At 42.8% G+C, this 23,031-nt stretch carries 17 protein-coding genes; 5 read left to right on the top strand and 12 right to left on the bottom strand.

Annotation, left to right across the window (positions count from 1 at the left end):
- From ftsA to QZZ43_RS18215, 3 genes are all read left to right on the top strand, one after another.
- On the top strand, positions 1-1,187 hold a 1,187-nt coding region (gene ftsA, locus QZZ43_RS18225; protein WP_291862250.1), incomplete at its 5' end, for a cell division protein FtsA.
- 21 nt (positions 1,188-1,208) lie between these two features.
- Positions 1,209-2,708: a cell division protein FtsZ gene (gene ftsZ, locus QZZ43_RS18220; RefSeq protein WP_291862248.1), complete on the top strand. Its 1,500-nt coding sequence runs from the start codon at positions 1,209-1,211 to the stop codon at positions 2,706-2,708.
- 183 nt (positions 2,709-2,891) lie between these two features.
- Entirely contained in the window at positions 2,892-3,347 is a 456-nt protein-coding gene (locus QZZ43_RS18215; protein WP_291862246.1) for a GatB/YqeY domain-containing protein, read from the top strand.
- 78 nt (positions 3,348-3,425) lie between these two features.
- On the opposite strand, the gene QZZ43_RS18210 is transcribed toward QZZ43_RS18215, so the two are convergent.
- From QZZ43_RS18210 to QZZ43_RS18185, 6 genes are all read right to left on the bottom strand, one after another.
- Entirely contained in the window at positions 3,426-5,519 is a 2,094-nt protein-coding gene (locus QZZ43_RS18210) for a peptidylprolyl isomerase (protein ID WP_291862244.1), read from the bottom strand.
- Positions 5,520-5,639: 120 nt separating this feature from the next.
- Entirely contained in the window at positions 5,640-6,905 is a 1,266-nt protein-coding gene (locus QZZ43_RS18205; protein ID WP_291862242.1) for a hemolysin family protein, read from the bottom strand.
- A 56-nt stretch (positions 6,906-6,961) separates the two neighbouring features.
- Entirely contained in the window at positions 6,962-7,555 is a 594-nt protein-coding gene (lptC, locus tag QZZ43_RS18200; RefSeq protein WP_291862240.1) for an LPS export ABC transporter periplasmic protein LptC, read from the bottom strand.
- A 3-nt stretch (positions 7,556-7,558) separates the two neighbouring features.
- Positions 7,559-8,914, bottom strand: a complete 1,356-nt coding sequence (locus tag QZZ43_RS18195; protein ID WP_291862238.1) for a lipopolysaccharide assembly protein LapB — start codon at positions 8,912-8,914, stop codon at positions 7,559-7,561.
- A 218-nt stretch (positions 8,915-9,132) separates the two neighbouring features.
- Positions 9,133-10,407, bottom strand: a complete 1,275-nt coding sequence (locus tag QZZ43_RS18190; RefSeq protein WP_291862236.1) for a hypothetical protein — start codon at positions 10,405-10,407, stop codon at positions 9,133-9,135.
- On the bottom strand, positions 10,400-11,116 hold the full coding sequence (locus QZZ43_RS18185) for a type III pantothenate kinase (RefSeq protein WP_291862234.1): 717 nt from the start codon (positions 11,114-11,116) through the stop codon (positions 10,400-10,402). Before QZZ43_RS18185 ends, QZZ43_RS18190 begins: the two co-directional genes overlap by 8 nt.
- A 111-nt stretch (positions 11,117-11,227) precedes the next feature.
- On the opposite strand from QZZ43_RS18185, the gene QZZ43_RS18180 reads away from it, so the two are divergent.
- Positions 11,228-12,313: a response regulator gene (locus QZZ43_RS18180; protein ID WP_291862232.1), complete on the top strand. Its 1,086-nt coding sequence runs from the start codon at positions 11,228-11,230 to the stop codon at positions 12,311-12,313.
- On the opposite strand, the gene mfd is transcribed toward QZZ43_RS18180, so the two are convergent.
- Complete coding sequence (gene mfd / locus QZZ43_RS18175) at positions 12,300-15,659, bottom strand: transcription-repair coupling factor (protein WP_291862231.1); 3,360 nt, start codon at positions 15,657-15,659, stop codon at positions 12,300-12,302. The genes QZZ43_RS18180 and mfd overlap by 14 nt on opposite strands.
- A 412-nt stretch (positions 15,660-16,071) precedes the next feature.
- Between mfd and QZZ43_RS18170 the strand changes: the two genes are divergently transcribed.
- The gene (locus QZZ43_RS18170; protein ID WP_291862228.1) at positions 16,072-17,328 is read left to right on the top strand and encodes an aspartate kinase; all 1,257 of its coding nucleotides are present in this window, start codon (positions 16,072-16,074) and stop codon (positions 17,326-17,328) included.
- 81 nt (positions 17,329-17,409) lie between these two features.
- On the opposite strand, the gene pncA is transcribed toward QZZ43_RS18170, so the two are convergent.
- The 5 genes from pncA to QZZ43_RS18145 all read right to left on the bottom strand — a co-directional run bounded on the left by pncA (position 17,410) and on the right by QZZ43_RS18145 (position 22,368).
- The gene (gene pncA, locus QZZ43_RS18165) at positions 17,410-18,033 is read right to left on the bottom strand and encodes a bifunctional nicotinamidase/pyrazinamidase (protein ID WP_291862226.1); all 624 of its coding nucleotides are present in this window, start codon (positions 18,031-18,033) and stop codon (positions 17,410-17,412) included.
- A gap of 163 nt (positions 18,034-18,196) precedes the next feature.
- Positions 18,197-19,675, bottom strand: coding sequence for a nicotinate phosphoribosyltransferase (locus QZZ43_RS18160; RefSeq protein WP_291862225.1), 1,479 nt, complete (start codon positions 19,673-19,675; stop codon positions 18,197-18,199).
- Between the two features lie 2 nt (positions 19,676-19,677).
- On the bottom strand, positions 19,678-20,172 hold the full coding sequence (locus QZZ43_RS18155; protein ID WP_291862223.1) for a hypothetical protein: 495 nt from the start codon (positions 20,170-20,172) through the stop codon (positions 19,678-19,680).
- Positions 20,173-20,176: 4 nt separating this feature from the next.
- Complete coding sequence (locus QZZ43_RS18150; protein ID WP_291862221.1) at positions 20,177-21,514, bottom strand: dihydroorotase; 1,338 nt, start codon at positions 21,512-21,514, stop codon at positions 20,177-20,179.
- 116 nt (positions 21,515-21,630) lie between these two features.
- The gene (locus tag QZZ43_RS18145) at positions 21,631-22,368 is read right to left on the bottom strand and encodes a polyprenol monophosphomannose synthase (protein ID WP_291862219.1); all 738 of its coding nucleotides are present in this window, start codon (positions 22,366-22,368) and stop codon (positions 21,631-21,633) included.
- Positions 22,369-23,031: the final 663 nt, after the last annotated feature.

Here is a 23,031-nt window from a genome sequence, read left to right as displayed (position 1 = left end):
AGATTGTGAATGCTGTCAGCAGGGTGGTTTCCAGCCTGGAACAACGCTTGAACATAAAACTGATTGATGTGTTTGTGAGTGTGTCCGGTTTCAATGTGCGGGCAACTAAGAATAGTTGTTATCGGTTTATCAGAGAAGATGAGCTGATAAAAAGCTTCGACCTGGAACAACTTCTACAGGATAGCTATCGCATTGTACTTCAGCCTGACGAGAAAATTCTTCATGTTGTACCGCAGGATTATGCGGTGGATCACGAAAGAGGTGTAAAAAAGCCCATTGGGTATTCCGGTCAACGACTGGAGGGTAATTTTCATGTGATTATCGGCATGCAGTCGGATGTTCGGAAAATCGAGAAATGTATCGAGAAAGCAGGACTTCGATTGAATGGCCTCATTTTTTCACCCCTGGCCTCGGCAGAAGCAGTGTTGTCTGATGAGGAGAAGGAAGCGGGCGTGGTAATGGTGGATATTGGTGCCGGAACTACGGATTTGGCTCTTTTTCAGGATGGGGTGCTGCGGTACTCAGCTGTGATTCCTTTTGGTGGTAATGTGGTGACCAATGATATTAAAGAAGGATGTGGGGTACTGCAAAAACATGCCGAAAAGATGAAAACCCAGTTTGGTTCGGCAATGGGAACCATGGCGCGTGAAGATGCGGTTGTAACCATTCCCGGAATCTCGGGATGGGAGCCCAAGGAGATTGCATTTAAAAGTCTTGCATGCATTATTCAGGCACGCATGGAGGAAATTATCGAACTGATTATGCACCACATTGAGCGTTCCGGATATTTCGAAAAGTTGGGAGCCGGTATTGTATTCACCGGTGGCGGAGCGATGTTGAAACATCTTTCGGACCTGACCAAACTGAAAACCGGATTTGATGTGCGCATTGGATCGGTATCCAGAGCTTTTTCAAGCGAGGAGGAGCAACTATTAAAGGTTCCCTTGTATTCCACTGCTGCAGGTTTGCTGATTTCCGCCGGAAAATATCCCGGAAGTCGCATTACCCGAGAGCAGGAATTGTTTGATGATGTGGAAAAAGAGGAACAACCGGTGTCCAAATCTGACAGGAAAAAGAAAAATGTGTCAAAGAATAAGAAACCAAAACGGGACAAGTTGGAGTATATTACCGGTGACCTTTTTAGCAGGCTTGCCGGAATGTTCGAAGAGAAAGATACGGAAATGTAATTCCAGCACAAGGAGGTAATTATGAGCGAAGATTTGATGAATTTCGATATCCAGGGAAACCCCAATTCCATTATCAAGGTAATTGGTGTAGGGGGTGGTGGCAGCAATGCTGTAAATTATATGTATGGTTTGGGGATAAAGGATGTGAGCTTTGTGGTTTGCAATACCGATGCCCAGGCGCTTACCAACAGCCCGGTTCCCCTGAAAATTCAACTTGGGGAATCTCTGACTGAAGGTCGAGGGGCAGGAAACAAACCCTTGAAAGGGCGGGAAGCTGCCATTGAAAGCCTGGAAAATATTCAGCAGGTGCTGGGAGATAATACCAAGATGGCCTTTATTACAGCCGGAATGGGAGGAGGTACCGGCACAGGTGCTGCTCCCATAATTGCCAAAGCCGCCAGAGATATGGGAATTCTTACGGTGGGTATTGTTACCATTCCTTTTAAATTTGAAGGACGCATCCGAATAGAACAGGCACTTGAAGGGGTTGCTGAGATGGAAAAAAACGTGGATTCGCTCTTGATTATTAACAATGAGAAGCTGCGTGATATGTATGGCGACCTGAAGCTGAGTAATGCTTTCTCCCGCGCCGATAATGTGTTGGCTACTGCGGCCAAAGGGATCGCGGAAATTATTACCGTTCATGGTTATATCAACGTGGATTTTGCCGATGTGGAAACGGTGATGAAGGATAGTGGGGTGGCCATCATGGGGTCATCGAGTGCTGACGGCAATGAACGTGCAATTGATGCAATTCAGGCTGCATTGGAATCTCCTTTGCTGAACAATAACGACATTCGGGGAGCTAAAAATATCCTTCTGAACATCACCTCAGGGGTGGATGAAATTACCATGGATGAAGTGTTTGAAATTACCGATTATGTACAAGGGCGTGTGGGTGCTTCTGCCTCCATCATTTGGGGCTCAGGAACCGATGAGCAGTTGAAAAGTGAGGTCGGGGTTACCATTATTGCCACCGGTTTTGCTTCAGGACATATTATTCAGAAGCCCGATGAGACGCCCGTAAAAAGTAAAGTTACCCGTTTCAATATGGATGAGGAAGGCAACGTGACAAATGATGGGGAAGAGGAGGAGATTGAAATGGATGGTGAGGACAGTTCCAGGGTTTTTGACTTTGGAGAAATTGAGCGCCGAAAAGAGAAACAAATCGACTATTTGTATGGTGAAGAGGAAACGAAAAGTGTGAATAGTGAGGAGGAAGATGACCTTTTTGCCTGGTCTTCCAATTCCAACGGGCAGGGTGCTGCACCGTTGCTTGAGCCCGGTTCTGCAGCTGCATTGACCCCGGAAGAGTTGAGTGATGAAAAGATGATTGAGGAAATGGAGAAAATTCCGGCATACAAAAGAAGAGGAGTTAATCTGAAAAAGAGTGATAAGCCGGAAAGCAAAGTGAGTAATCCGGGAACCGAGAAGAAAGTTTCCCGCTTTTCGCTGAAAGATGGAAAAAACGGACCACGGGTGAGTGATAATAATCCGTGGCTACACGATAATGTGGACTGATATTTAGTGCCAGCAAGAAAACAAAGTTTTTTTTAGTCTTTGATAAGAAAGCCCCAAATACAAGGCTTTCGAAGTTTTTGAATCCAAGGAGTTTACTCTTCGTAAATAACTGATTCAAAAACGAGAATAACGCAGTAGTTGGTGTTTTCTTGCAAAGACTATTTAATTTATTAATGTTTAGATATGAGTTTGATTGATAAAATTTCTGAGGAAATTAAAGTGGCAATGAAAGCCAGGAATTCGTTGAGACTGGAAGCATTGCGCAGCATTAAAAAGGAACTTATTGAAGTTAAAACTTCCGGGAAATCGGGTGGTGAAATTTCTGAGGATGAGGAATTGAAACTTCTTCAGCGAATGGTGAAGCAGAGAAAAGATTCTGCTACTATTTATTCTGCACAGGGCCGTGCTGATTTGTATGACAAAGAAGTGGCTGAAGCTGAAATTATTTCCGAATTTTTACCTGAGCAGATGTCTCCCGAAGAGATGGAACAGGTGGTGGCAGATATAATTAAGGAAGTGGGTGCTGAGTCGGTTAAAGACATGGGTAAGGTAATGGGGGTGGCTACCAAAAAGCTGGCGGGAAAAGCCGACGGGAAAGATGTTTCCAACACTGTGAAGCGCCTACTGGCCGGGGAATAACCAAACGGCATTTAGCGATAAAACAGAAAAGGGCGGGATTTCGAAAAATCCCGCCCTTTTATATGTGTTGTTTTATTTCTAATAGAAATTGGCTCTGTTGTCAACGATCTCTGCTTCTTCCCGGATGGTTTGCAGTAGTTGATAGCTCACTTTTGAGTTGAGCGTTCTGGCTAGTTGTTGTTTTATCTGCTCAGAATCTACTTCCGCCTCTTCTTTATTGGTTACTTCTACCAGATAAACTCCATTACTGCCTGCAACAGCATCTGAAACTTCATTTTCGGGTGAGAATACAGCCAATGCAACCAATGCCGGTTCTACTCCTGCTCCGGCTACCTGGAAAGCACCAAAATCAATATCAGAGGCTGATTGAACTTCAACCTCAAGTCCTTCGGCAATCTCCTGCAATGATTTTCCACTCTCTTTCTCCTGTTGCAAGCGTTCTACAAGAACTTCTTTTTTGTGGTCGTTCATCAATTGTCGCTCTATGCGACTGCGAACAGCTTCCAGCGGCATTGTTCCTTCTTCGGTAATATCTGTGAGGACAGCAATCACAAACTGGTCTCCCAATTCATAAATTGGTGACATATCACCTGTTTCTGCCTCAAAGGTCCATTTAACAAGCTGCCTGGGTGACTCCAGGGCACCAACCTGACGATCATTCTTGTTCAGGTTACGACCATATCGCTTGGTTAGGTTTTGCTCTTCAATGGCTTGATTGAACTTTTCAGCGGTATTGTTGAGTGCTGCAAATTTCGTAGCCTCTGAATAAACATTCTGATAGGTCTGAGAACTATAGGTTACTTCGCGACCCAGTGTGGCCAACTGATATTTTGTTGCAGCCACTCCTTTGTCTTGTATGTGTATGATGTGTGTTCCGAATTGAGTCTCCACTTTTACGATGTCTCCTTTGTCTCCAAAGAAAGAAGCATCGTCAAAGGGTTTTACCATCATTCCCTGACGGAACCATCCCAAATCGCCGCCATTGATGGCTGAGCCCTGGTCTTCTGAATATTGACGAGCCAACTCTGCGAAGTTTGCGCCCTTTTTCAAAAGAGTTATCAGGCTGTCTGCTACTTCGTTGGCTTCATTTGGATTTTGAGGATTCTGACGAAGCAGGATATGACGGGCTTTTACAGAATCGGGTACCTGAGCTATGTCAACCACACGGGTGAGTTTATAGGTGTTGTCTTCAAAGTAAGGACCGTAAACCTCGTTTTCTTCTGCAGTGGTAACAAAACCTCTGATTTCATCATCAAGCGCTTCGGCCTTTTGGTATCTTCCGTTGAAAGGAATGTCCGAGTTGATCCTGACAAACTGCGATGCATCAATATCCGGGTTGGCAAAATCGTCCTGCATTTCCAAAACACGCTGACGTGTCTGCTCACGATCTCCCTCGGTTGGTTCTACATCAAATGTCAGATACTCAATGTCACGACTGGCTTCCTGCTGAAATTCGTCCTGATTGTTGTTGTAATAGGTCTCAATTTCTTTGTCGGTAACGTTCACTTCTTCATCGGTAATGGAAGTAAGACGACTTACTACAAAGTTAAAATCTACTTTGGAACTGCGGGCCCGCGCTTCGCTTTCTACCCACTGATTGGTAACCAACATTCCGTTTTCCAACAACGACGAATACTTGTTGAAAAGGCGCTCGTTGATGATCTGCTGTTCAACAAATGTCCAGTAGAAATTTGCTGTCGGATCGTATTGTTTAGATCGGAGAAAATTAATTACCTGCTCCCGGTCAAAAGCACCGGTCTGAGGATTGCTGAAAAGCTGACGGATAGTCGGATGAACATTGTTCCCGGTAACCATCTCCAGTAGCTCTGCAGAGGTGACTTCAATACCAAGTTCCTGGTATTTTTCACCCATTATTACTTCGTTTATTAACTGGTTCCAGGCCTGGTCTCTCAGGCGGTTAACCATTTCAGCGTCAAGAGAGGATTCTCCTGAGTTCAATCGGGTATATTCCTCCATTTCGGACACGCGTGCCTGGAAATCCTGAATAGAGATTGATTCTCCATTGATTTCCGCTACTTCCATTTGTGATCTTTGAAACATGGATGAGCCTGAACTAAGCAGGTCGGTCATTATGAAGGCAAACAGGGCGAAGCCGATCATTACGGCTACAAGAACTCCTCCTTTACTTCTGATTCTTTCTAAAGTTGCCATTCGAATACAAATTAATTTTGTTTTTTAAATCAGGTGACGAATATACAAAAAATTGCACAATCCGTTTTCTTATTCCGGTTTAAGTGGGGCGAATTTATAATGATTATGGAAACTGACCAATTATTCTTCATGGTCTTTGACGAGTTCCACCAATTCAATCTTGGAACTGGTGGCATCAAGAATGCGCAGGGTGAAATCCGGGATTCTAATTTCCTCTCCAACTTTGGGTATGGATTCGTTGAAACTTAAAATCATGCCGGCAAGTGTTTCATATTCGTCCGAAGCCGGCAAATCTAACTGGTACTTTTCATTCAGGTAATCTACTTCAAATCGTCCCGACAGATGAAATTTGTATTCATCAATCTGTTTTTCCATCAGATCTGAAACATCATGTTCATCATCTATTTCTCCGAAAATTTCTTCCAGAATATCTTCCAGGGTAACTATCCCGGCAGTTCCACCAAATTCATCCACCACCAGAGCGATGCTTCGGTGTTCTTTGGTGAAAATTTCCAGTAATTTATTGGCGGTCATTGTTTCGGGCACTATGCTTATGGGATTTATGATATTCTTTAATTTTCGCGGGTGTTTAAATAGTTCTGAAACATGAATGTAGCCAACGATGTTGTCGATATTTTCTTTAAATACCAGTATTTTTGAATGACCGCTGTCAATAAATTTTTGTCTTAGATTTTCTATGCTCTCTTCTGCATCAATGGCTTCCAGGTCTGTTCGGGGAATGGTGCATTCACGAATCTTTACCGTAGAGAAATCCAGTGCATTTTTTAGAAATTTTACTTCCTGCGGCATATCTTCATCTGTGGAATTCTGCTCGTGGTGTTCTTCCAGTAAATGGTTAAAATCCAGCCGTCCGATAACCAAATCTTCGGTAGAGATGGAATCTTGTGAATTGCCGATTCTTTTTAGCAGGAAGTTTGACAGTCCCAGGGTTAGTCGTGATACCGGGAAAAACGTTCCGTAAAAAATAGTCAGTGGGATGCTAAACATATTTAAGGTGAAGATGGGGTTGAGGCGAAATACAATTTTTGGTAGAAATTCGGCTGTCGTCAGAATGATAAGGGTTGAAATAATGGTTTGAAGCAATAAAATTGCAAAATCGGAAGAAAAATACCGGGAAATTAAGGGTTCAAACAAATGCGCCATATAGATACCGTAAACAACCAGTGCAATGTTGTTGCCAATGAGAATGGTGGTGATAAACATTCCTGGCTTTCGCAAAAAACGGTCAATTAGATGGGCTATTCTCGGATTTTTACGTCGGTTAAGCTCAATCAGTAATTTATTGGCAGTAAGGAAAGCCATTTCGCTTCCTGAAAAAAATGCCGAAAATAATATGGTGGCAAGAATGATAGGTAAATATTCCATTACTCAAAGGATAGAACTCTTTGTTGCAAGGTAACAAAAAACTTTGTGATGGGAAATCAATTTGTATTGTTCTCGTCCACCGTTAATATACCACTGATTCGTTTTATGGTATAATTTTCGAGCCGCTCATCAGATTCAAACCCGTAACCTGTGAGGATTTCCTGCTCGGTGGTGATTTTAATGAATTCGTCCGAATAGATGATGTGTTTGTTGGAATCCCAGAAAAGCTGCTCTGTATTGATAACTTCATTTTTGAAGTTCACGGCTTCCACATTGTTTTGGAGTTCCCATAAGTTTTGGCTTTCGTGATAAATAGCGTATTGACTCTTAATTTGCGCATCTATCTCTTCATTGTCATTATAAATAATCAGGTGCAAACCTTTTGGGAACTCGGTGTAAGGCTTTTCCAAATTGTCGTACTGATTCATTTCGGGCGTGATAAACCGGTAGGCGGTTTTGCCCGAGTCGGTAACGGCTGTTTCCAAATCCTGAACCGACAGGGAAGGGAAGTTTTCTTCGTCTACGGCAGCCTGAATCTCCTCTGTGGTGTTCGACTGGCAGGCAGAAATCAAAACAATAACAGCAAGCAGTAATATAATACTGCCTGCTGTTTTAATGGTTAAATTATGCTTAAAAAATCTGTGTTTCATTCGTTATTTGCTTCTGACGGTTGTGCGCTCGCCAATCCAGCCACCTACAGTATACGAACCTCCTTTTTCAAGGCCCTGGAAGAAAATTTCTTTTTCTTCGGGAAAGTGCTTTATGTATAGGTTGATGAGCGTATTGGCTTCTTCAGCAACCTGAGGGTCCACGGATTTAGCCTGGATAAATTTATCAACAGCAGCCCAGTAAGCTGTTTTGTGGGTAAATTCGTCATCACCGATTCCAGTGGCGGAAGTGGCATAAGCTTTACCAATAAGAATGTAGGGTTGTCCCCATTCAGGATTGGCTTCAATGGCTTTTAATGCATTGGTACGAGCTGATGAGAATCTGTTGTTGGCAAGATTCACCAAACCTAACTGGTAGTAATATTTAGCTTTCTGGTTATCATCTTCTACCAGACTAATGGCTTCCTCGTAATATTCGGACGAACGGTCAGTGTCTCCTGCTTTAAGGTACATACGAGCTAAACCATAAGCTGATGAGTGTGATGGCTCAATATTGTGCTGGTATTCTGATACTTTGTAAAGTAAATCCATATCTTCACACATTCCATTAGCCAACAGACGGCTTACACGCTTTAACCAGGGGAGATCATCTTTATGCTCTGCTAGTTGTGGAGAGAAAATTCTGTCCAGAGTGTTACAGTTAGCGGCTCCGCTTCGGGCAAAGAGTTCCTCAATTTTTCCGGCCAAATCTTCGAGTGTACTCTTGTATTTAGCCATTTTCGGGTTCTCAATTTGGGCAGTAAGCAGGTCCGTAATGGTGGTGTAGTTGTTTACTACATCTTCGGCCTGAATTTCACTGTCGTTAAACATGGCAACAGTACTGGTCATAAATATTCCAAGAACAGCAGGTTGAGTGGACCCACCACCATTCATCACCGATTCCTTTAGAAGCTGGTAAGCTTCTTTTCTGATTTCGATGTCATCTTTTTTATAATCCAACATGGATATTGCTTTCTTTCCCTTAATATAAGGAACGCCGTAACGTGGATGATCTCCAAAGTACTTTATCCGCTGGTCGTAAACTCTCATTAACTCGTCGAAATACTTATCCTTTTCGGCTTGATTTTCGGCATGTTTTATTTTATAATCCATGATCTCCTCACCATCGGTATAAAGTCTCCTGGTGGATAAGGGGCATTCGTTGAAGGCGATTTCCCAATAAGGATGTGCCTCATCATAACGATCCTGTTTTACCAGTTCGGTATATAGAGAGAGGTTTTTTAAACAAGTGATACTGTCTTCTCCATGTCCGTACTTCGATCCATCTTCCACGCCTTTTTGTGAAAAGGCCTGAATAGTTGACAACAGCAATCCCAAAAATATTATTGTAAACGCTTTCATGAGAAATTTTTTTTGTTTGTAATCCTGAAATAGTTTCGCTTTTCTACAAATAGAAACTATTCTGGTCTGATTTGTTGTTTTCTTTGCTTAAACGGTTAAAATTTTATGTTCGTCGGATGGTCATGAACAAATCTGCTTTGTTAAGCAAAACAGATTTTTCAAAACTGTGCAAAGGTAAAAAAATATCAGAAAAAATCTTTTGATTCCTGAGTTTTGATTTACTGGAATTTCCATTTATTAAACCAGAACTCATGAAATGTAAAATTCAAAGTGACTTTTCCATAGGTTTCAGTCATATCCAAATTGCCCGTTGGCTTTTTTGTTCCATATTCAAAAACCAGGTTGACCGAAGTCTTTGAACGATTGTATGGTAAACCTATACCAAAAGTTATGCCAAAGTTATTGATTTTGTTGTCCCCAATTTGAATGTATTCCTCACCAAACTTTAACCCAGCTCGATATTTCATGCGGGCCAGGTAATTTTGTGAACGACTGTCGGGCGTGTATTGCGCACCGGCCGATAACTGGGTACTGTTGGTTGTTTGGGTATGGCTGTCAGGAAAGTCCACATCTCCCCAGTTGGCCATTGTATAATCGGCAGCCAGAAGCAGCTGATCTCCTTTTTTGTAGGAGAGACCTATTCCAATGGATTGTGCCATATCGAACCCTGAAACATCAGAGGTGTCTGTTGCTTCAGGGATAATGTAACTGGGAGAAAACAGTTTCCCATCTTCCGAATAACTGGTTCCTTTGGCTACTGTTCTCTGAAAATCTCCGTTTAGAGAAGCTCCCGGGCGGTAAGTAACACCAACTGTCATAGACTTTTCTTCCGATATCTGATGAGTATATTGGGCACCCAGGTCGAAAAAGAAATCACTGGCGTGTAGTTCAGACTGAACTCCGTACTTATAGGCTGCATTATCATCAGGGAATTCAATAAATGTGGTGTGCTGAATGTTCCCGAAAATATAACTGGCGTGAGCTCCCAATGACAGGTTCTTTGCCGGTTGAACCGATATTCCTCCATACACCGTGGAAAGATTACCGGTTCCGATAGCCTTGTTTAGATTGGTTCCGTCGGAAAATTCAAATTTGTATCCTGAGTTGGAGAATGGTCTTAAACCCAGAGAAGCGTGAATCTTGCGATTAATGGGAAACCCCATGGCAAAGTAGCTGAAATCAACATTGGTGTATGTCTCTGTTCCTTCCCCTGAGGAAAATTCCTGGGAAAATCCGGAAATTCCAGCCTCAAAAAAGAAAGACATGGTGTCTATACCGGAATAAGATGCTGGGTTGAGGATGTTGAGATGATTATCGCTTTTTAGTCCGATTCCTGTGTTACCCATCGCGGCATTCTGCCCGAAACCGGTGGTGTTTAATTCACCTACCCCGTAACGGGAAAAGGGGGAGTAAGTTCTTTTTTGCCCGAATACGGAGGTCGAAGTCAAAAGCGCTAATAGCAATAAGACGTAGAATCTGTTTGTTTTATGCATTATATTCAATTATTCGGTTTAGTCCGGAAAGTACTAGATTTGGTTGTGCAAAGATGATACTTTTTGTGTAGTTGACAAAAAAATCTGCATCCCCCCCGGTAAGGATGGTCTTTGCATTGGGATATTGTTCTTTTACTTTGTTGATATAGGCTTCAAATTCCATCACTAAGCTGTTCTGAACTCCTGAGCGAATGGCTTCTGGTGTGCTTGTTCCCCAGAAAGGACTGCTTCCGGGACTGGTTTGGGGCAACCGGCTGGTTTGTTGATGCAGGGCATCAAACCGCATCTTTAATCCTGGTGAGATGTTACCGCCATAATAAATATTGTCGTTACATATGTCGAAAGTGATTGCCGTGCCAGCATCAATTACCAGAATGGGCTCCCCCGGGTACATAGCTGCTGCTCCGATGACGGCAGCAAGCCGGTCTTTGCCCAATGTCTCGGGTGTTTTGTAATTGTTTTTCAGTGGGATGGGGGTTTGGTGGTCAAAAATAATCAATTTGCCTGGTATGTCGTGGAATAAATCTACCGGAAATTCCGTTTTGTCTGAAACTGAAGATATGATCACGTTGTCCGGCTGGTGCCGGGTTAGCAGTTTTGATATTTCTTCTTTGTCAAGGAAAACCAGCTTGTAAGTGGCAATTAATTTCCCCTTGTCAAAAAAACCAAATTTAGTGCTGCTATTTCCCTGATCAATCGCTAAATTCATGCTTTCAAAATTTATTAAAGGGCCCTTGCGTTAAACTTTTGCCGATATTCGGAACAAATTTAGTTTAACTTTTTTTGGTTTGGGAATTGTTCCCAAAAATTGTACCACATTATGCGAAAAGTTTTGGTAGTTGAAGATGATCGTTTCATCTCCGCAATATTTTCATTGTTTCTTAAAGATCTTGGTTTCGAAATTATCGGGCGGTGTAAGGATGGAGTTGCCGCACTGGAGGAGTGCAAATCTAATAAGCCGGATATTGTTCTGATGGATATTCATCTGGAAGGTGAGTTGGATGGAATTGAAGCTGCGGAGCATATTCAGCGCGAGTGCGAAGTTCCCGTGATATTTGTTTCCAGCGACACCAGTCATGATGTTGTGGAACGAGCTGTATTCTCTAATTCTTATGGTTATCTGGTGAAGCCTATCACAAAAAAAGAGTTGGGTATAACCATGGAACTTGCCTATTATAAGCATAAGGTTGATGTGGATCAAAAGCGCAGAGAGCAGAGTTTTCGCAATTATATTTCCAAAGCTCCAATTGCCATTACCATTGTCCAGAACGGTATTATCAGGTATCTGAATCATCTGGCCCTCGATCTGTTTAAGACGCATTACATGGAAGATATGGTGGGAACCTCACTGGTCGATTTTGTAGATGATGGCTTTGTTAATATTTTGGAGAGTGTTCTTGATGATGATGTGTCGGAAGAGATTGTTCCTTTTCATCTTCAAATTAAGACCTTTCACCAAAAACCATTGAAAGTGATGGTTCATGCTTCCAGGATTCTCTTTAACCAGCAACCTGCTTTTCAGTTTGGATTGGTTGAAATATCAGATTATATGGCAAGTGTAGATGAATTGAGAATATGGAGGGAGGCCGCTCTAACCGGGGCTGGGCCGGTTTTGTTAATCAATCAGCTTTTTGAAATTGTGGATTATAATCCTGGGTTCAGGGAGTTTGTGAATCCTGCTTTCGATATGCGTGGACATTCCGTGTTTACCATGCGTCCATGGATGAACATTGACAGGGGAGCATTGGCGAATGTTTTTAACCAGGCCAGCCGGGAACCGGTAAAGCTGACCATAGAAACCACCACTCACTGGTTGAATTGTCTAAGTTATGTGCTAAATAACGGTCAGGATGAAGCAGAGAAAATATTGGTTGTCCTTCAGGAAGCTTTGCCTAAAGAGCCATAGGTTCTGTTAATTCTTCCATCTTGTTTTTCAGGCTATCAATTCCTTTAATGTTTTTGATAATTAACAAGAGTTTTCCATTCTTTTGCTGCATTTGTACTTCTTTGGGATGATGTTGAATCCAGTTTAGAATTTTTCCAAAAGTTTCAGACTGATAGAACCCTGATTGTTGATTGTCTAAGAAATGAAGTCGCGCAGAATGATTTTTCAACAACAGTCGGGTGATGCCCATTGTTTTGGCTTTCATACGAACCCTGACCACATTTAGCAGTGACTGGGTCGGTTCCGGGACCGTTCCAAAACGATCCACCAGATTCTCTTCAAACAGACGGAGCTCTTCTTCCTTTTCGATATTATCCAAATTCCGGTAAAGCTCCATTCGTTCTGCGGTATTACTAACATAATCTTCCGGAATTCTGACTGCTTCATCGGTTTCTATCTGGCACTCACGGGTGTAGGCAGATTTTTCTTCGCCCGGCTTTTGCTTATCACCGAAAAGGTCAGGAAATTCGTCTTCGCGAAGTTCAAGCATGGCTTCCTGCAATATTCGCTGATAGGTTTCATAGCCGATGTCGGCAATGTATCCACTTTGTTCGGCTCCAAGCATATTTCCGGCACCTCTGATGTCAAGATCCTGCATGGCAATATTAAAGCCGCTGCCTAATTCAGAAAATTCTTCAATGATGCGCAATCTTCGTCTGGCATCCTGAGTGAGGGTCGTGAGGGGAGGGGCCAGCAGATAGCAAAATGCTTTTTTGTTGGACCGTCCGACCCTGCCGCGCAATTGGTGCAATTCGCTCAGACCGAAATGATGTGCATTATTTATTATAATGGTGTTGGCATTGGGGATGTCAAGGCCCGATTCAATAATGGTAGTGGCAAGCAATACATCGTATTCTCCTTCGATGAATTCCATCATTATGTTTTCCAGTTTGGAACCTTCCATTTGCCCATGTGCCACCACCGTTTTCACTTCGGGCATCCATTGGTTGATGGCTTTCTCCATCTCGTTAATATTATGCACCCGGTTGTTGATGAAAAATACCTGTCCGTTGCGTTCCAACTCATAAGAGATTGCTTCTCTGATGATGGCCTCGTTAAAGGTATGGAGTTCCGTGATGATAGGGTGTCTGTTGGGCGGGGCAGTGTTCAAAATGGAGAGGTCACGGGCACCCATTAAGGAGAACTGTAATGTACGCGGAATGGGCGTGGCTGTGAGTGTGAGTGTATCTACATTCACTTTTATTCGTTTGAGCTTCTCTTTGACAGCCACGCCAAATCGTTGCTCTTCGTCGATGATTAGCAGCCCCAGGTCTTTAAATTCCACATCTTTTCCAACCAAACGGTGGGTTCCGATAACGATATCCACTTTACCTTCTTTCACCTCTTTGATGACCCTTTTGGTCGAAGATGTTTTTCTGAGCCGGCTTACATATTCAATGTTGCAGGGAAAATCTTTTAGTCGCTCTTTAAAGGTATGATAATGCTGGAGGGCAAGAATTGTCGTAGGCACCAGAACAGCCACTTGTTTGTTGTCGTTCACCGCTTTAAATGCAGCCCTCACTGCCAGTTCAGTTTTTCCGAATCCCACGTCGCCACAAACCAGTCGGTCCATAGGTGTTTGTTCTTCCATATCGCCTTTTATTGCTTGTGTGGCTCTGTTCTGGTCGGGCGTGTCCTCATAAATAAAGGAAGCTTCCAACTCTTTTTGCATGAAGTTGTCGTCGGAAAACGAAAAACCGGGCTGAGCTTTCCTTGCAGCATAAAGGGCTATGAGCTCGCGGGCAATATCTTTGACTTTTTTCTTGGTTTTTTCTTTAACTCGTTGCCAGGCTCCGGTTCCCAGTTTGTTGATTTTGGGCGGTTCGCCGTCTTTTCCCTTGAATTTGCTGATGCGGTGAAGCGAATGGATGTTGACGAGAATTACATCATTGTCGCGGTAAATCAACTTAATGGCTTCCTGTTTGTGTCCGTTTACCTCAGAGGACACCAGACCTCCGAATTTTCCTACCCCGTGGTCTATGTGTACTACATAATCACCGGGATTGAGGCGGGAAAGCTCTTTGATGGATAGCGACTGCCGGGCAGCCCTGACTTTATCGGTGCGCAGAGAAAATTTGTGGTAGCGGTCGAATATCTGATGGTCGGTATAAACGCAAATCCTTAATTCATGGTCGATATAGCCTTCATGTAAGGCATGATTAATCTCATCGTACTTGAGTGACTTTCCACGATCTTCAAAAATTTGTCGCAGACGTTCCAGCTGACGTGGGTTGTCAGACAGGATAAAAATGGTGTACCCTTCTTCCTGTTTGTGGAGAATATCTTTCTCCAATAGGTCGAAGTTTTTCTTGAAAACCGGTTGCGGTGAAATTGGAAACTCAATGACAGGTCCCGATATATCCTTGCTGAGAATGCTTCCCCAGATGACCGTGTGAAAGTTTTCGAGAGCTTTTTTTAGTTCCCCGGGAGCAACTAAATCTTCAGGAGCAGGAAGACCGGGTATTTCTTCAGCCTTGTCTTCCTGGTTGCACTTCTTTTCTACCTTTTGGTAAATGTCATCTGTTTTTTGAAATACCTGATGTGGAGATTGAATCCAGATTCTGGTCTTACTGTCGAGAAAACCCGGTAGCGGTATGTATTCTTTTCCTTGTTGTCTTTTTCCTAAATCGGGAAGCAGGGTGACCTGCTCCAGTGTCTTTTTCGAAAGTTGATTTTCTATATCGAAAGTCCGGATGGTCTCCACCTCGTCTCCAAAAAAATCGACTCTCACCGGGTCTTCGTTGGAAAAAGAGAAGATATCAATAATGGAGCCACGCAACGAATACTGACCGGGCTCATACACGAAATCCACTCTCTGAAACGATAACTCCTGCAGAAAATCTTCCACAAAGGCCGGATCCAGGTCGTCACCTGTTTTGATAGTCATGGCTTGTCCGGTCATTTCCTGGCGCGTGGGCACCTTCTCAAGCAATGCTTCGGCATGTGTGACAATGAGGGCTGAACCATCACTGAACTGTAGCTGGTCCAGGGCTTCGGTACGTAATATGGTATTGGTGCTGTCGGGTTGTCCAAATTCGGGAGAGCGTTTGTAGGTGGAGGGAAGAAAAAATATTTTTTCTTCGCCCAGCAACTGCACAAGGTCATGGTAGAAATAAGCAGCTTCTTCTTTGTCTTCCAGAATGAAAAAGTGTTTGCGATCGCCGCTGGTAACAGCTGCCGTCAGCGCGGCAGAAGAGCCTGACATACCTTTTAACGTTATGTTACTCTGAGGATTGCTGGTCCACTCTTTCAACTGCCGAAGACCGCTGTGACGGGTAAATGTGCCAAGTAAAGTGCTTATTTCCACGTTGTGTATTTTTCTGCAAAAGTAGAAACTATTAAATAAATTCACTACTGACCGGCGAAACTTAATTTTTGAGAAAGAATTGCTTTCCTAATATGTTCGGGACAGGCTGTGTTACTTTTCGGGAACTATTCTTTTTTTAATGAGGGGATGGAAAGTGGTTTTTTTAGGCACAGCCGAAACGATAACCGCTCTTCCGGGAAAACCTTAATCCTGAATGCTATGGCTAACCTGGTGAAGCAATCTCCTTTTTTGGTTAGCTTGACAAAAAAATAATTGAATATGACCGTTTTTTCTAATGTTCTCCCGGATCGGTGAAATTATTTTCCGTTGGTGTATTTGCCGGCCCCAAAATATCCTTACTTTTATCCATCCAAAAAGAAAACACTGGAACCATTTTAATTACGAATCATTAATGCAGGTATCAAAATTTGGCGGGGCTTCGGCGAAAAGTGCTGACGCAGTAAAAAATCTTTTTAAAATTGTTGAAAGTCTTGACAAACCTCAGGTAATCGTTGTTTCCGCAATGGGAAAAATGACCAATGCTTTTGAAACATTGGCTCAGTACTATTTTTCGGGCAACAGAGTAGATTGCAAAAATCAGCTTCAGCAAATTAAGGATTATCATCACAGTATTATTATGGGTCTGTTTGGAGATTTTGAAAATGCTGTTCTTTCTCCCTTTTTTGAATGTGTGCGTATGTTGGAGGGAAGGTTGGAACAGTTTCCTTCCATGCATTTCGACTACGAGTACGACCAGATTGTTTCCTTCGGAGAAATGTTTTCTACCCACATTATAAGTGCGTACCTTAATTATTCCGGAGTCAGCAACAAATGGGTGGATGTTCGTCAGGTTTTAAAGACAGATGACTTTTATCGCGATGCCAATGTGGATTGGGAAATGACAACAAAATTGATGAACCGGACCTTTACATTCAGTGATACTTCCCTGTATGTGACTCAGGGATTTATAGGGGGCACACTTAGCAATATTTCCACCACATTGGGAAGAGAAGGTTCAGATTATTCGGCTGCCATCATTGGGTATGTGCTAAATGCTGAAAGAGTTACAGTGTGGAAAGACGTTCCCGGAATTCTTAATGCCGATCCACGTATATTTCCTGATGCCGAGAAGATTGACAGTCTGTCGTATGCCGAAACTATAGAGCTGTCTTATTATGGTGCTCAGGTGATTCACCCCAAAACATTAAAACCACTTCAGAATAAGCAGATTCCACTGTTTGTAAAATCTTTTTTGGATAAGGACCGGCCAGGCACAGTCATCAGGCAGGAGAGTCAGCCTATTCCGGTGCCCATTTTTATTCTGAAAAGGGATCAGATGCTATTAACATTGTCGCCCCGTGACTTCTCCTTTATTACAGAGGAGAATCTTAGTAAAATTCTTGCTCTCTTTAGTCAAAACCATGTTAGGATAAATTTATTGCAGACCTCAGCTTTGAATTTTACGGTCTGTGTGGATCGCAGGGAGAATCTGATTTCTATGGTGGAGAAACTGAAGGAGTTTTACAGTGTCAGATATAACGATCAGGTGGAACTGTTGACCATCCGTCATTTCAGTCAACAGGTGATTGATGAGAAACTAAAAGAACGTGTGGTGATTGACTCTCAGGTAACTCGTAAAAATGCCCGTTTTGTGCTTCAGAGTTGCTGAATCCTGAAATGATGATTCTATTTTGTTTTTCTGCATGGAGGTTGTCTCAAAGGGATCGGGAATTGCAATTTTCTTTCTCTCTTACATGAAATCCTCGACCTGATCAGATGAAATCAGGATAGCCCCCTTTTGTTTCATGTCATCCAAGGCCTTTTGCGTATCATCAGGATTGATGTTTACCCCTTTGGTCGCATCTGTAATCAGAAATGTTTCATAGCCCAGATGAAGTGCATCTTTCACGGTAAACCATACACATACATCAGCCGCAAGGCCGGTGACGAAAAGACGTTTTACACTTTTTTTTTGAAGATAGCTGTGTAGCTCTGTCTCTATTTTGTGTCCGTTATCGAAAAAGGCACTGTAAGAGTCTACTTCCGGATTGGATCCTTTAAACACAATTCGTTGGATGAAATTTTGGTTTAACAACGGCGACAGTTCTGCACCCGGACTTCCCTGAATACAGTGGTCGGGCCAGAGAATCTGCTCCAGTCCGTTGAGTTCTGTTATATCTCCAGGCTTCTGTTTTTTGTGGTTTGAAGCGAAACTTCCATGATTGGCTGGATGCCAGTCCCGGGAGGCTACAATAAGTTGAAATTTCTTTTGAAGGTTATTGATTATCGGAATTATCTGGTCTCCCTTCGGCACTGCCAGGTTACCTCCTGGCAGGAAATCATTTTGTACGTCCACAATGAGTAATGCATTCATCTTTAAGTTCTTTCTGTTTGTTTGAGGTGTTTTTACCTCTGTTCATTCTATTAAATAGTCCACTGAGCGTCATCACCATCCTGATAACAAAATCTAAAATGCTTATATGTCTTATAGGGTTTAAGCTTTTTCTGTTATCTTATGTGGTTTAAATACTTACAATCTAACTATTAATTGCCTGTTTGTGCTTCACGATTAATTCTAATCTCCTGTTGTAGAGTGTCTCTTCAATTCCTACAGGGTAAATGTGTGGGTTGACAAATCGTTTTATGGTTTTATCTAACAATTTAAGCTGTTGTGATGTTCGCTGTTGAAGAGTGTAAATGGATTCTTTTTCATAAACACAATTTCCTTTTTTCATAACAGGAATCAGCAGGTCTTCACATTTCTGAATCGTTTTGTCAAGAATTTTTGTTCGGGTAGGGTCTGCCGGGTCAATCATTTTTACCGATCCGGAGAGGTCTTTTCTTTGATCGTATATCATATCTCCTGCCATCAGGTCGTTTTTGTAAAATCTTTTGACTTGCTGTATTCCCGGAATATTTACTTTGATAGATTGTTCCGACAGTTTTATGCGATCGAGCCATTCTCCGTTTTTGGATTCAATGGCAGCAAGTTTGTACACACCCCCCAGTGCAGGCTGGTCAAAGGCGGTTACCAATTTGGTGCCGATGCCCCAGGAGTCTATTGCTGCGTCCTGTTGCTTCAGGCTGGAAATCAGATGTTCGTCAAGGTCATTGCTGGCAACAATTTTCAGGTGTGACAAGCCGGCTTCGTTGAGTTTTTTTCGTGCCAGCTGGCTCAGGTAGGCCAAATCGCCTGAGTCGAGCCGTATTCCGTTAATCGTGTAGCCTTTGGCTTCTGTTTTTTTTGCCACTTCAATGGCATTGTCAATGCCGTTCGGTGTATTGTATGTATCCACCAAAAATATGGTGTTGTTGGGCAGAGCTTCGGCAAAGGCATAAAATGCCTCTGTTTCATTCTCAAAAGCCTGAACCCAGCTATGAGCATGGGTTCCCAGTGGAGGTATTCCTAATCTCTTTGCGGCCAGAACATTGGAGGTTCCGAAGCAACCACCGATGAATGCTGCCCTGGTGGCAGAGATGGCTCCATCAATCCCCTGTGCTCTTCTAAGTCCGAATTCCATTACTGGTTCTCCATCGGCGGCAAGGTTAATTCGGGCCGACTTGGTAGCGATGAGGGTCTGGAAGTTGATGATGTTCAGCAACGCCGATTCGATCAGCTGACACTGTACAAGAGGACCTTTGACCCGGATAAGGGGCTCATTGGGAAAAACAATGGTACCTTCGGGAATGGCATCTACATCGCATCGAAACTCCATGGATTTCAGGTAATCAAGAAAACCGTTCTCGAACAATGGCTTTGAATTATTTCCTGTAAGGTCCTTGATATAGGCAATGTCGGTATCGGTGAAGCGAAAATTGTTGAGAAAGTCAACGGCATATTCCAGACCGGCAGCAATTGTGAAACCTCCATTGAAAGGATTCCTTCTGAAGAAGAGATTAAAAACGGCATTTTGCTCATGCATGTTGCTTTTCCAGAATCCGTAGGCCATGGTGATTTCATAAAAATCGGTCAGGAGGGCAAGTGAATTGTAGTTTGTGGCGTATGAATGACTCATGTTTATTGTTTCAGTTCTATTAAAAAACCTGCCTGGTATGCCTGAAAATTTCCGCGACTATCGAAAACAGGCCAGGCAAGGAGTACCGATTGAACAGTTTTGGTCATGGTGCCTGCGACAGGATCAATTTGCCAGGTTTCTTCAAATTGTAACTGGGCCAATTTTTCGCGGTCAAAATCCCCCGAGGCTTCCATCTCTTTTAACTTTTCTACCGGGATCGGCTCCCGGTTGTAGTAATCAAGGGCTTCTGCATTTCCCTCATAAACTGCTTTAAAAAGGAGATCCGCCGTTTGTTGTTGATTCAGATTCCGCAATCTGGAAGAGGCCCAGGTATTTGTGGAGTCCAGGTTGATGATGTCAACAGGGTAGATGATGGTATCGGCAACAACAATTCCTGAGGTCGATTGTGCCGATGAAGTGGTGGTTTCACCCGATTCCGGTTGGCAGGCCTGAAATAAAAACTGTAAGACGAATAAAAGAGGGAACGATTTATGCATATAACTATCTTTTAAAAGTTAGCATCATACCTTTTTGGTCTCTGTTGATTTTCCCGTTTGAGTAAGCCAAATGTCCGTTTACAAATGTGTGGGTTATTTTGTGCGAAAAGGTAGTTCCCGAGAATGGACTCCAACCACATTTATAATGTACTGATGCATCTTCGACTAATTCTTTCTGGTTGGGGGAGACGATTACCAGGTCTGCATAATATCCTTCCCTGATGAAACCTCGCTTTTCAACTCCGAAAAGCTTTGCCGGTGCATGACACATTTTCTCTACAATTAGTTCTTTAGTGAAAATACCCTGCTGCGACAGCTCAAGCATCGCTTGCAATGAGTGTTGAACCAGGGGGCCTCCCGACGGGGCCTGGAAGTAACTTTTATTTTTTTCTTCCGCTGTATGGGGCGCATGGTCGGTGGCCACCACATCAAGCTTATTATTCCTGAGAGCATCGCGCAATGCTTCCCTGTCTTCCGCTGTTTTTACCGCCGGGTTCCATTTTATGCGGGACCCGTATTGGTCGTAATCTTCGTCTGTAAACCAGAGATGATGCACGCATGCTTCCCCGGTGATTCGTTTCTCCGATAGCGTTAGGTGACTATTGAACAGAGACATCTCTTTGGCGGTTGATAAATGTAGTACGTGTAACCGGGTATTGAACTTTGAAGCCAGATCAACCGCCATCGATGAAGACTTGTAACAGGCTTCTGCACTTCTTATCAGAGGATGATACTTGAAAGCCATACCTTCTCCGTATTTTTCCCTGAACTTTTTTGTGTTGAGTTGGATGGTTGTTTCGTCTTCACAATGTGTGGTTATCAACATTGGAACTTCCCTGAATATGTTTTCGAGGGATTCTTTCTTGTCAACCAGCATATTGCCTGTTGAGGATCCCATGAAAACCTTTACACCACAAACCGTTTTGGGATCTGCTTTTAACACTTCTTTCAGATTGTCATTGGTGGCTCCCATGTAAAAAGAGTAATTAGCCAATGAATTTTGTTCTCCGATTGTGAACTTGTTTTTTAGTGCCTCAATAGTGGTGGTTTGCGGATTGGTGTTGGGCATCTCCATGAAAGAAGTGACGCCACCGGCTACTGCAGCTCCCGATTCAGTGAAAATATCTGCTTTGTGTGTAAGGCCCGGCTCCCTGAAATGCACCTGATCGTCAATAACGCCCGGAAGAAGGTAGTTGCCTGATGCATCTATTGTATTTTCTACAATAGGGAGTTCATCTGTTTCCTGGAAGATTTTTTCAATCAACCGGTTGTTGATTAAAACACTGCCTTTTAATGAATTTCCCTGATTGATTATGGTTGCATTTTTTATAAGTGTTTTCATGATGGATATTTTGAATTAAGTAAACGGCAGCACTGAAGTATGTCAATACCAAATATAAGGATATTACAAAGTAACCTCCGGAAAACTAGTTTAAAAAGCTGATGTTATAATGCGAACTATACTTCATATTTTTTGAAGAAGCTGCTAATCTTCATTTTTATAACACCCCACAGAGCTTCACTGAAAATTCCACCGCTCATCTTTGATGCTCCTTCCTGACGGTCGGTAAATATGATGGGAACCTCAATAATTTTAAAACCATATTTCCAGGTCGAAAACTTCATCTCTATCTGAAAGCCATATCCTTTAAGGCGTATTTTGTCCAGCTTTATGGTTTCCAGGACCTTGCGGTGATAACATTTGAACCCGGCGGTGGTATCCATGATTTTCATTCCCGTAATCAGCCTCACGTAGGTCGATGCAAAGTATGACATTAGTACTCTTCCCATGGGCCAGTTGACCACATTCACGCCCGATTTATATCTTGAACCGATGGCCAAATCAGCACCACCTTTGAAACAAGCGTTGTATAACCGGTTCAGATCTTCCGGATTGTGGGAAAAATCTGCATCCATCTCACAAATGTAATCATAACCGTGTGTCAATGCCCACTTAAATCCTGTGATGTAAGCAGTTCCCAATCCTAGTTTTCCGGCTCTCTCCAGCAAATGAAGCCGGTCTGAATTCGACTGTTGCATATTTTTTACAATGCTGGCGGTCCCGTCGGGCGAACCATCATCGATAATTAGTACCTCGAAAGGGGTGGGTTGGGCAAATACGGCCTTTATAATGGCCTCAATATTTTCCTTTTCATTATATGTTGGTATGATTACCAGGTTTTTTGATTCTGTCATTTGTATGAAGGTGTTTGTAAAACGGTTTTTTAGCTTTTGAGGCGGTTAACCCTGAACTTATTTTACAAAATGCAAAATTTATGAATTGTTGAGTTTAAAAGTCTTTGCAAAATGTTTCTGCGAATTTACAAAATAAGATACTCTTGATAACAGCCCCGTCAATGTTTTTTAAGTTGAAGTGTATAATCTTAGAATTGTCTGTCAGTCAATGAACCATTTTTGTTTCAATGGGTTTTTACTAATAGAGTTTGGGTTCGGCTTTGTTATTTCTCTTTCTCGGTGCTTGCCGGGGGCTGCTTCGGGGAATGACCGGGCTTTGTTCGACTCTTGTTCGACTCTTCAACGACTGTTGTTCGACCTTATAAGAGTCGAAGAAAGGTCGAACAAACTCCGAAGAAGCTTCGAACCAGGTACGGGGAAGCATCGGAGTAATATGCGATAAAGGCCTGGTAGTCAGTCTTAAAACTGGTTTGTGTTAACGAATGAGCTAACGAACTGGTGAGTTGATGAACTTATGGGCCTCTAGCTCCCTGCCTCTTTGTCCTCTCCCTTGACAACGCGCACAAAAACCCCTATTTTTACTTTTTTGTATAGTTTATCTGAAATTGGCAATCTGATGCTCAGCGGATTGACATTTTTTCACAAAATAGTTGAAAAAAAGGT

Source organism: Marinilabilia sp., assembly GCF_016278715.1.
GTDB lineage: Bacteria > Bacteroidota > Bacteroidia > Bacteroidales > Marinilabiliaceae > Marinilabilia.
This window is presented reverse-complemented; position numbering and strand designations above follow the sequence as displayed.

Coding starts and splice junctions, on each gene's coding strand:
- QZZ43_RS18155 (WP_291862223.1), bottom strand. CDS start 20,172: ATGCATAAATCGTTCCCTCTTTTATTCGTCTTACAGTTTTTATTTCAG.
- QZZ43_RS18160 (WP_291862225.1), bottom strand. CDS start 19,675: ATGAGTCATTCATACGCCACAAACTACAATTCACTTGCCCTCCTGACC.
- QZZ43_RS18210 (WP_291862244.1), bottom strand. CDS start 5,519: ATGGCAACTTTAGAAAGAATCAGAAGTAAAGGAGGAGTTCTTGTAGCC.
- QZZ43_RS18195 (WP_291862238.1), bottom strand. CDS start 8,914: ATGAAAGCGTTTACAATAATATTTTTGGGATTGCTGTTGTCAACTATT.
- QZZ43_RS18185 (WP_291862234.1), bottom strand. CDS start 11,116: ATGAATTTAGCGATTGATCAGGGAAATAGCAGCACTAAATTTGGTTTT.
- QZZ43_RS18205 (WP_291862242.1), bottom strand. CDS start 6,905: ATGGAATATTTACCTATCATTCTTGCCACCATATTATTTTCGGCATTT.
- QZZ43_RS18145 (WP_291862219.1), bottom strand. CDS start 22,368: ATGACAGAATCAAAAAACCTGGTAATCATACCAACATATAATGAAAAG.
- QZZ43_RS18170 (WP_291862228.1), top strand. CDS start 16,072: ATGCAGGTATCAAAATTTGGCGGGGCTTCGGCGAAAAGTGCTGACGCA.
- QZZ43_RS18150 (WP_291862221.1), bottom strand. CDS start 21,514: ATGAAAACACTTATAAAAAATGCAACCATAATCAATCAGGGAAATTCA.
- pncA (WP_291862226.1), bottom strand. CDS start 18,033: ATGAATGCATTACTCATTGTGGACGTACAAAATGATTTCCTGCCAGGA.
- QZZ43_RS18190 (WP_291862236.1), bottom strand. CDS start 10,407: ATGCATAAAACAAACAGATTCTACGTCTTATTGCTATTAGCGCTTTTG.
- lptC (WP_291862240.1), bottom strand. CDS start 7,555: ATGAAACACAGATTTTTTAAGCATAATTTAACCATTAAAACAGCAGGC.
- QZZ43_RS18180 (WP_291862232.1), top strand. CDS start 11,228: ATGCGAAAAGTTTTGGTAGTTGAAGATGATCGTTTCATCTCCGCAATA.
- QZZ43_RS18215 (WP_291862246.1), top strand. CDS start 2,892: ATGAGTTTGATTGATAAAATTTCTGAGGAAATTAAAGTGGCAATGAAA.
- ftsZ (WP_291862248.1), top strand. CDS start 1,209: ATGAGCGAAGATTTGATGAATTTCGATATCCAGGGAAACCCCAATTCC.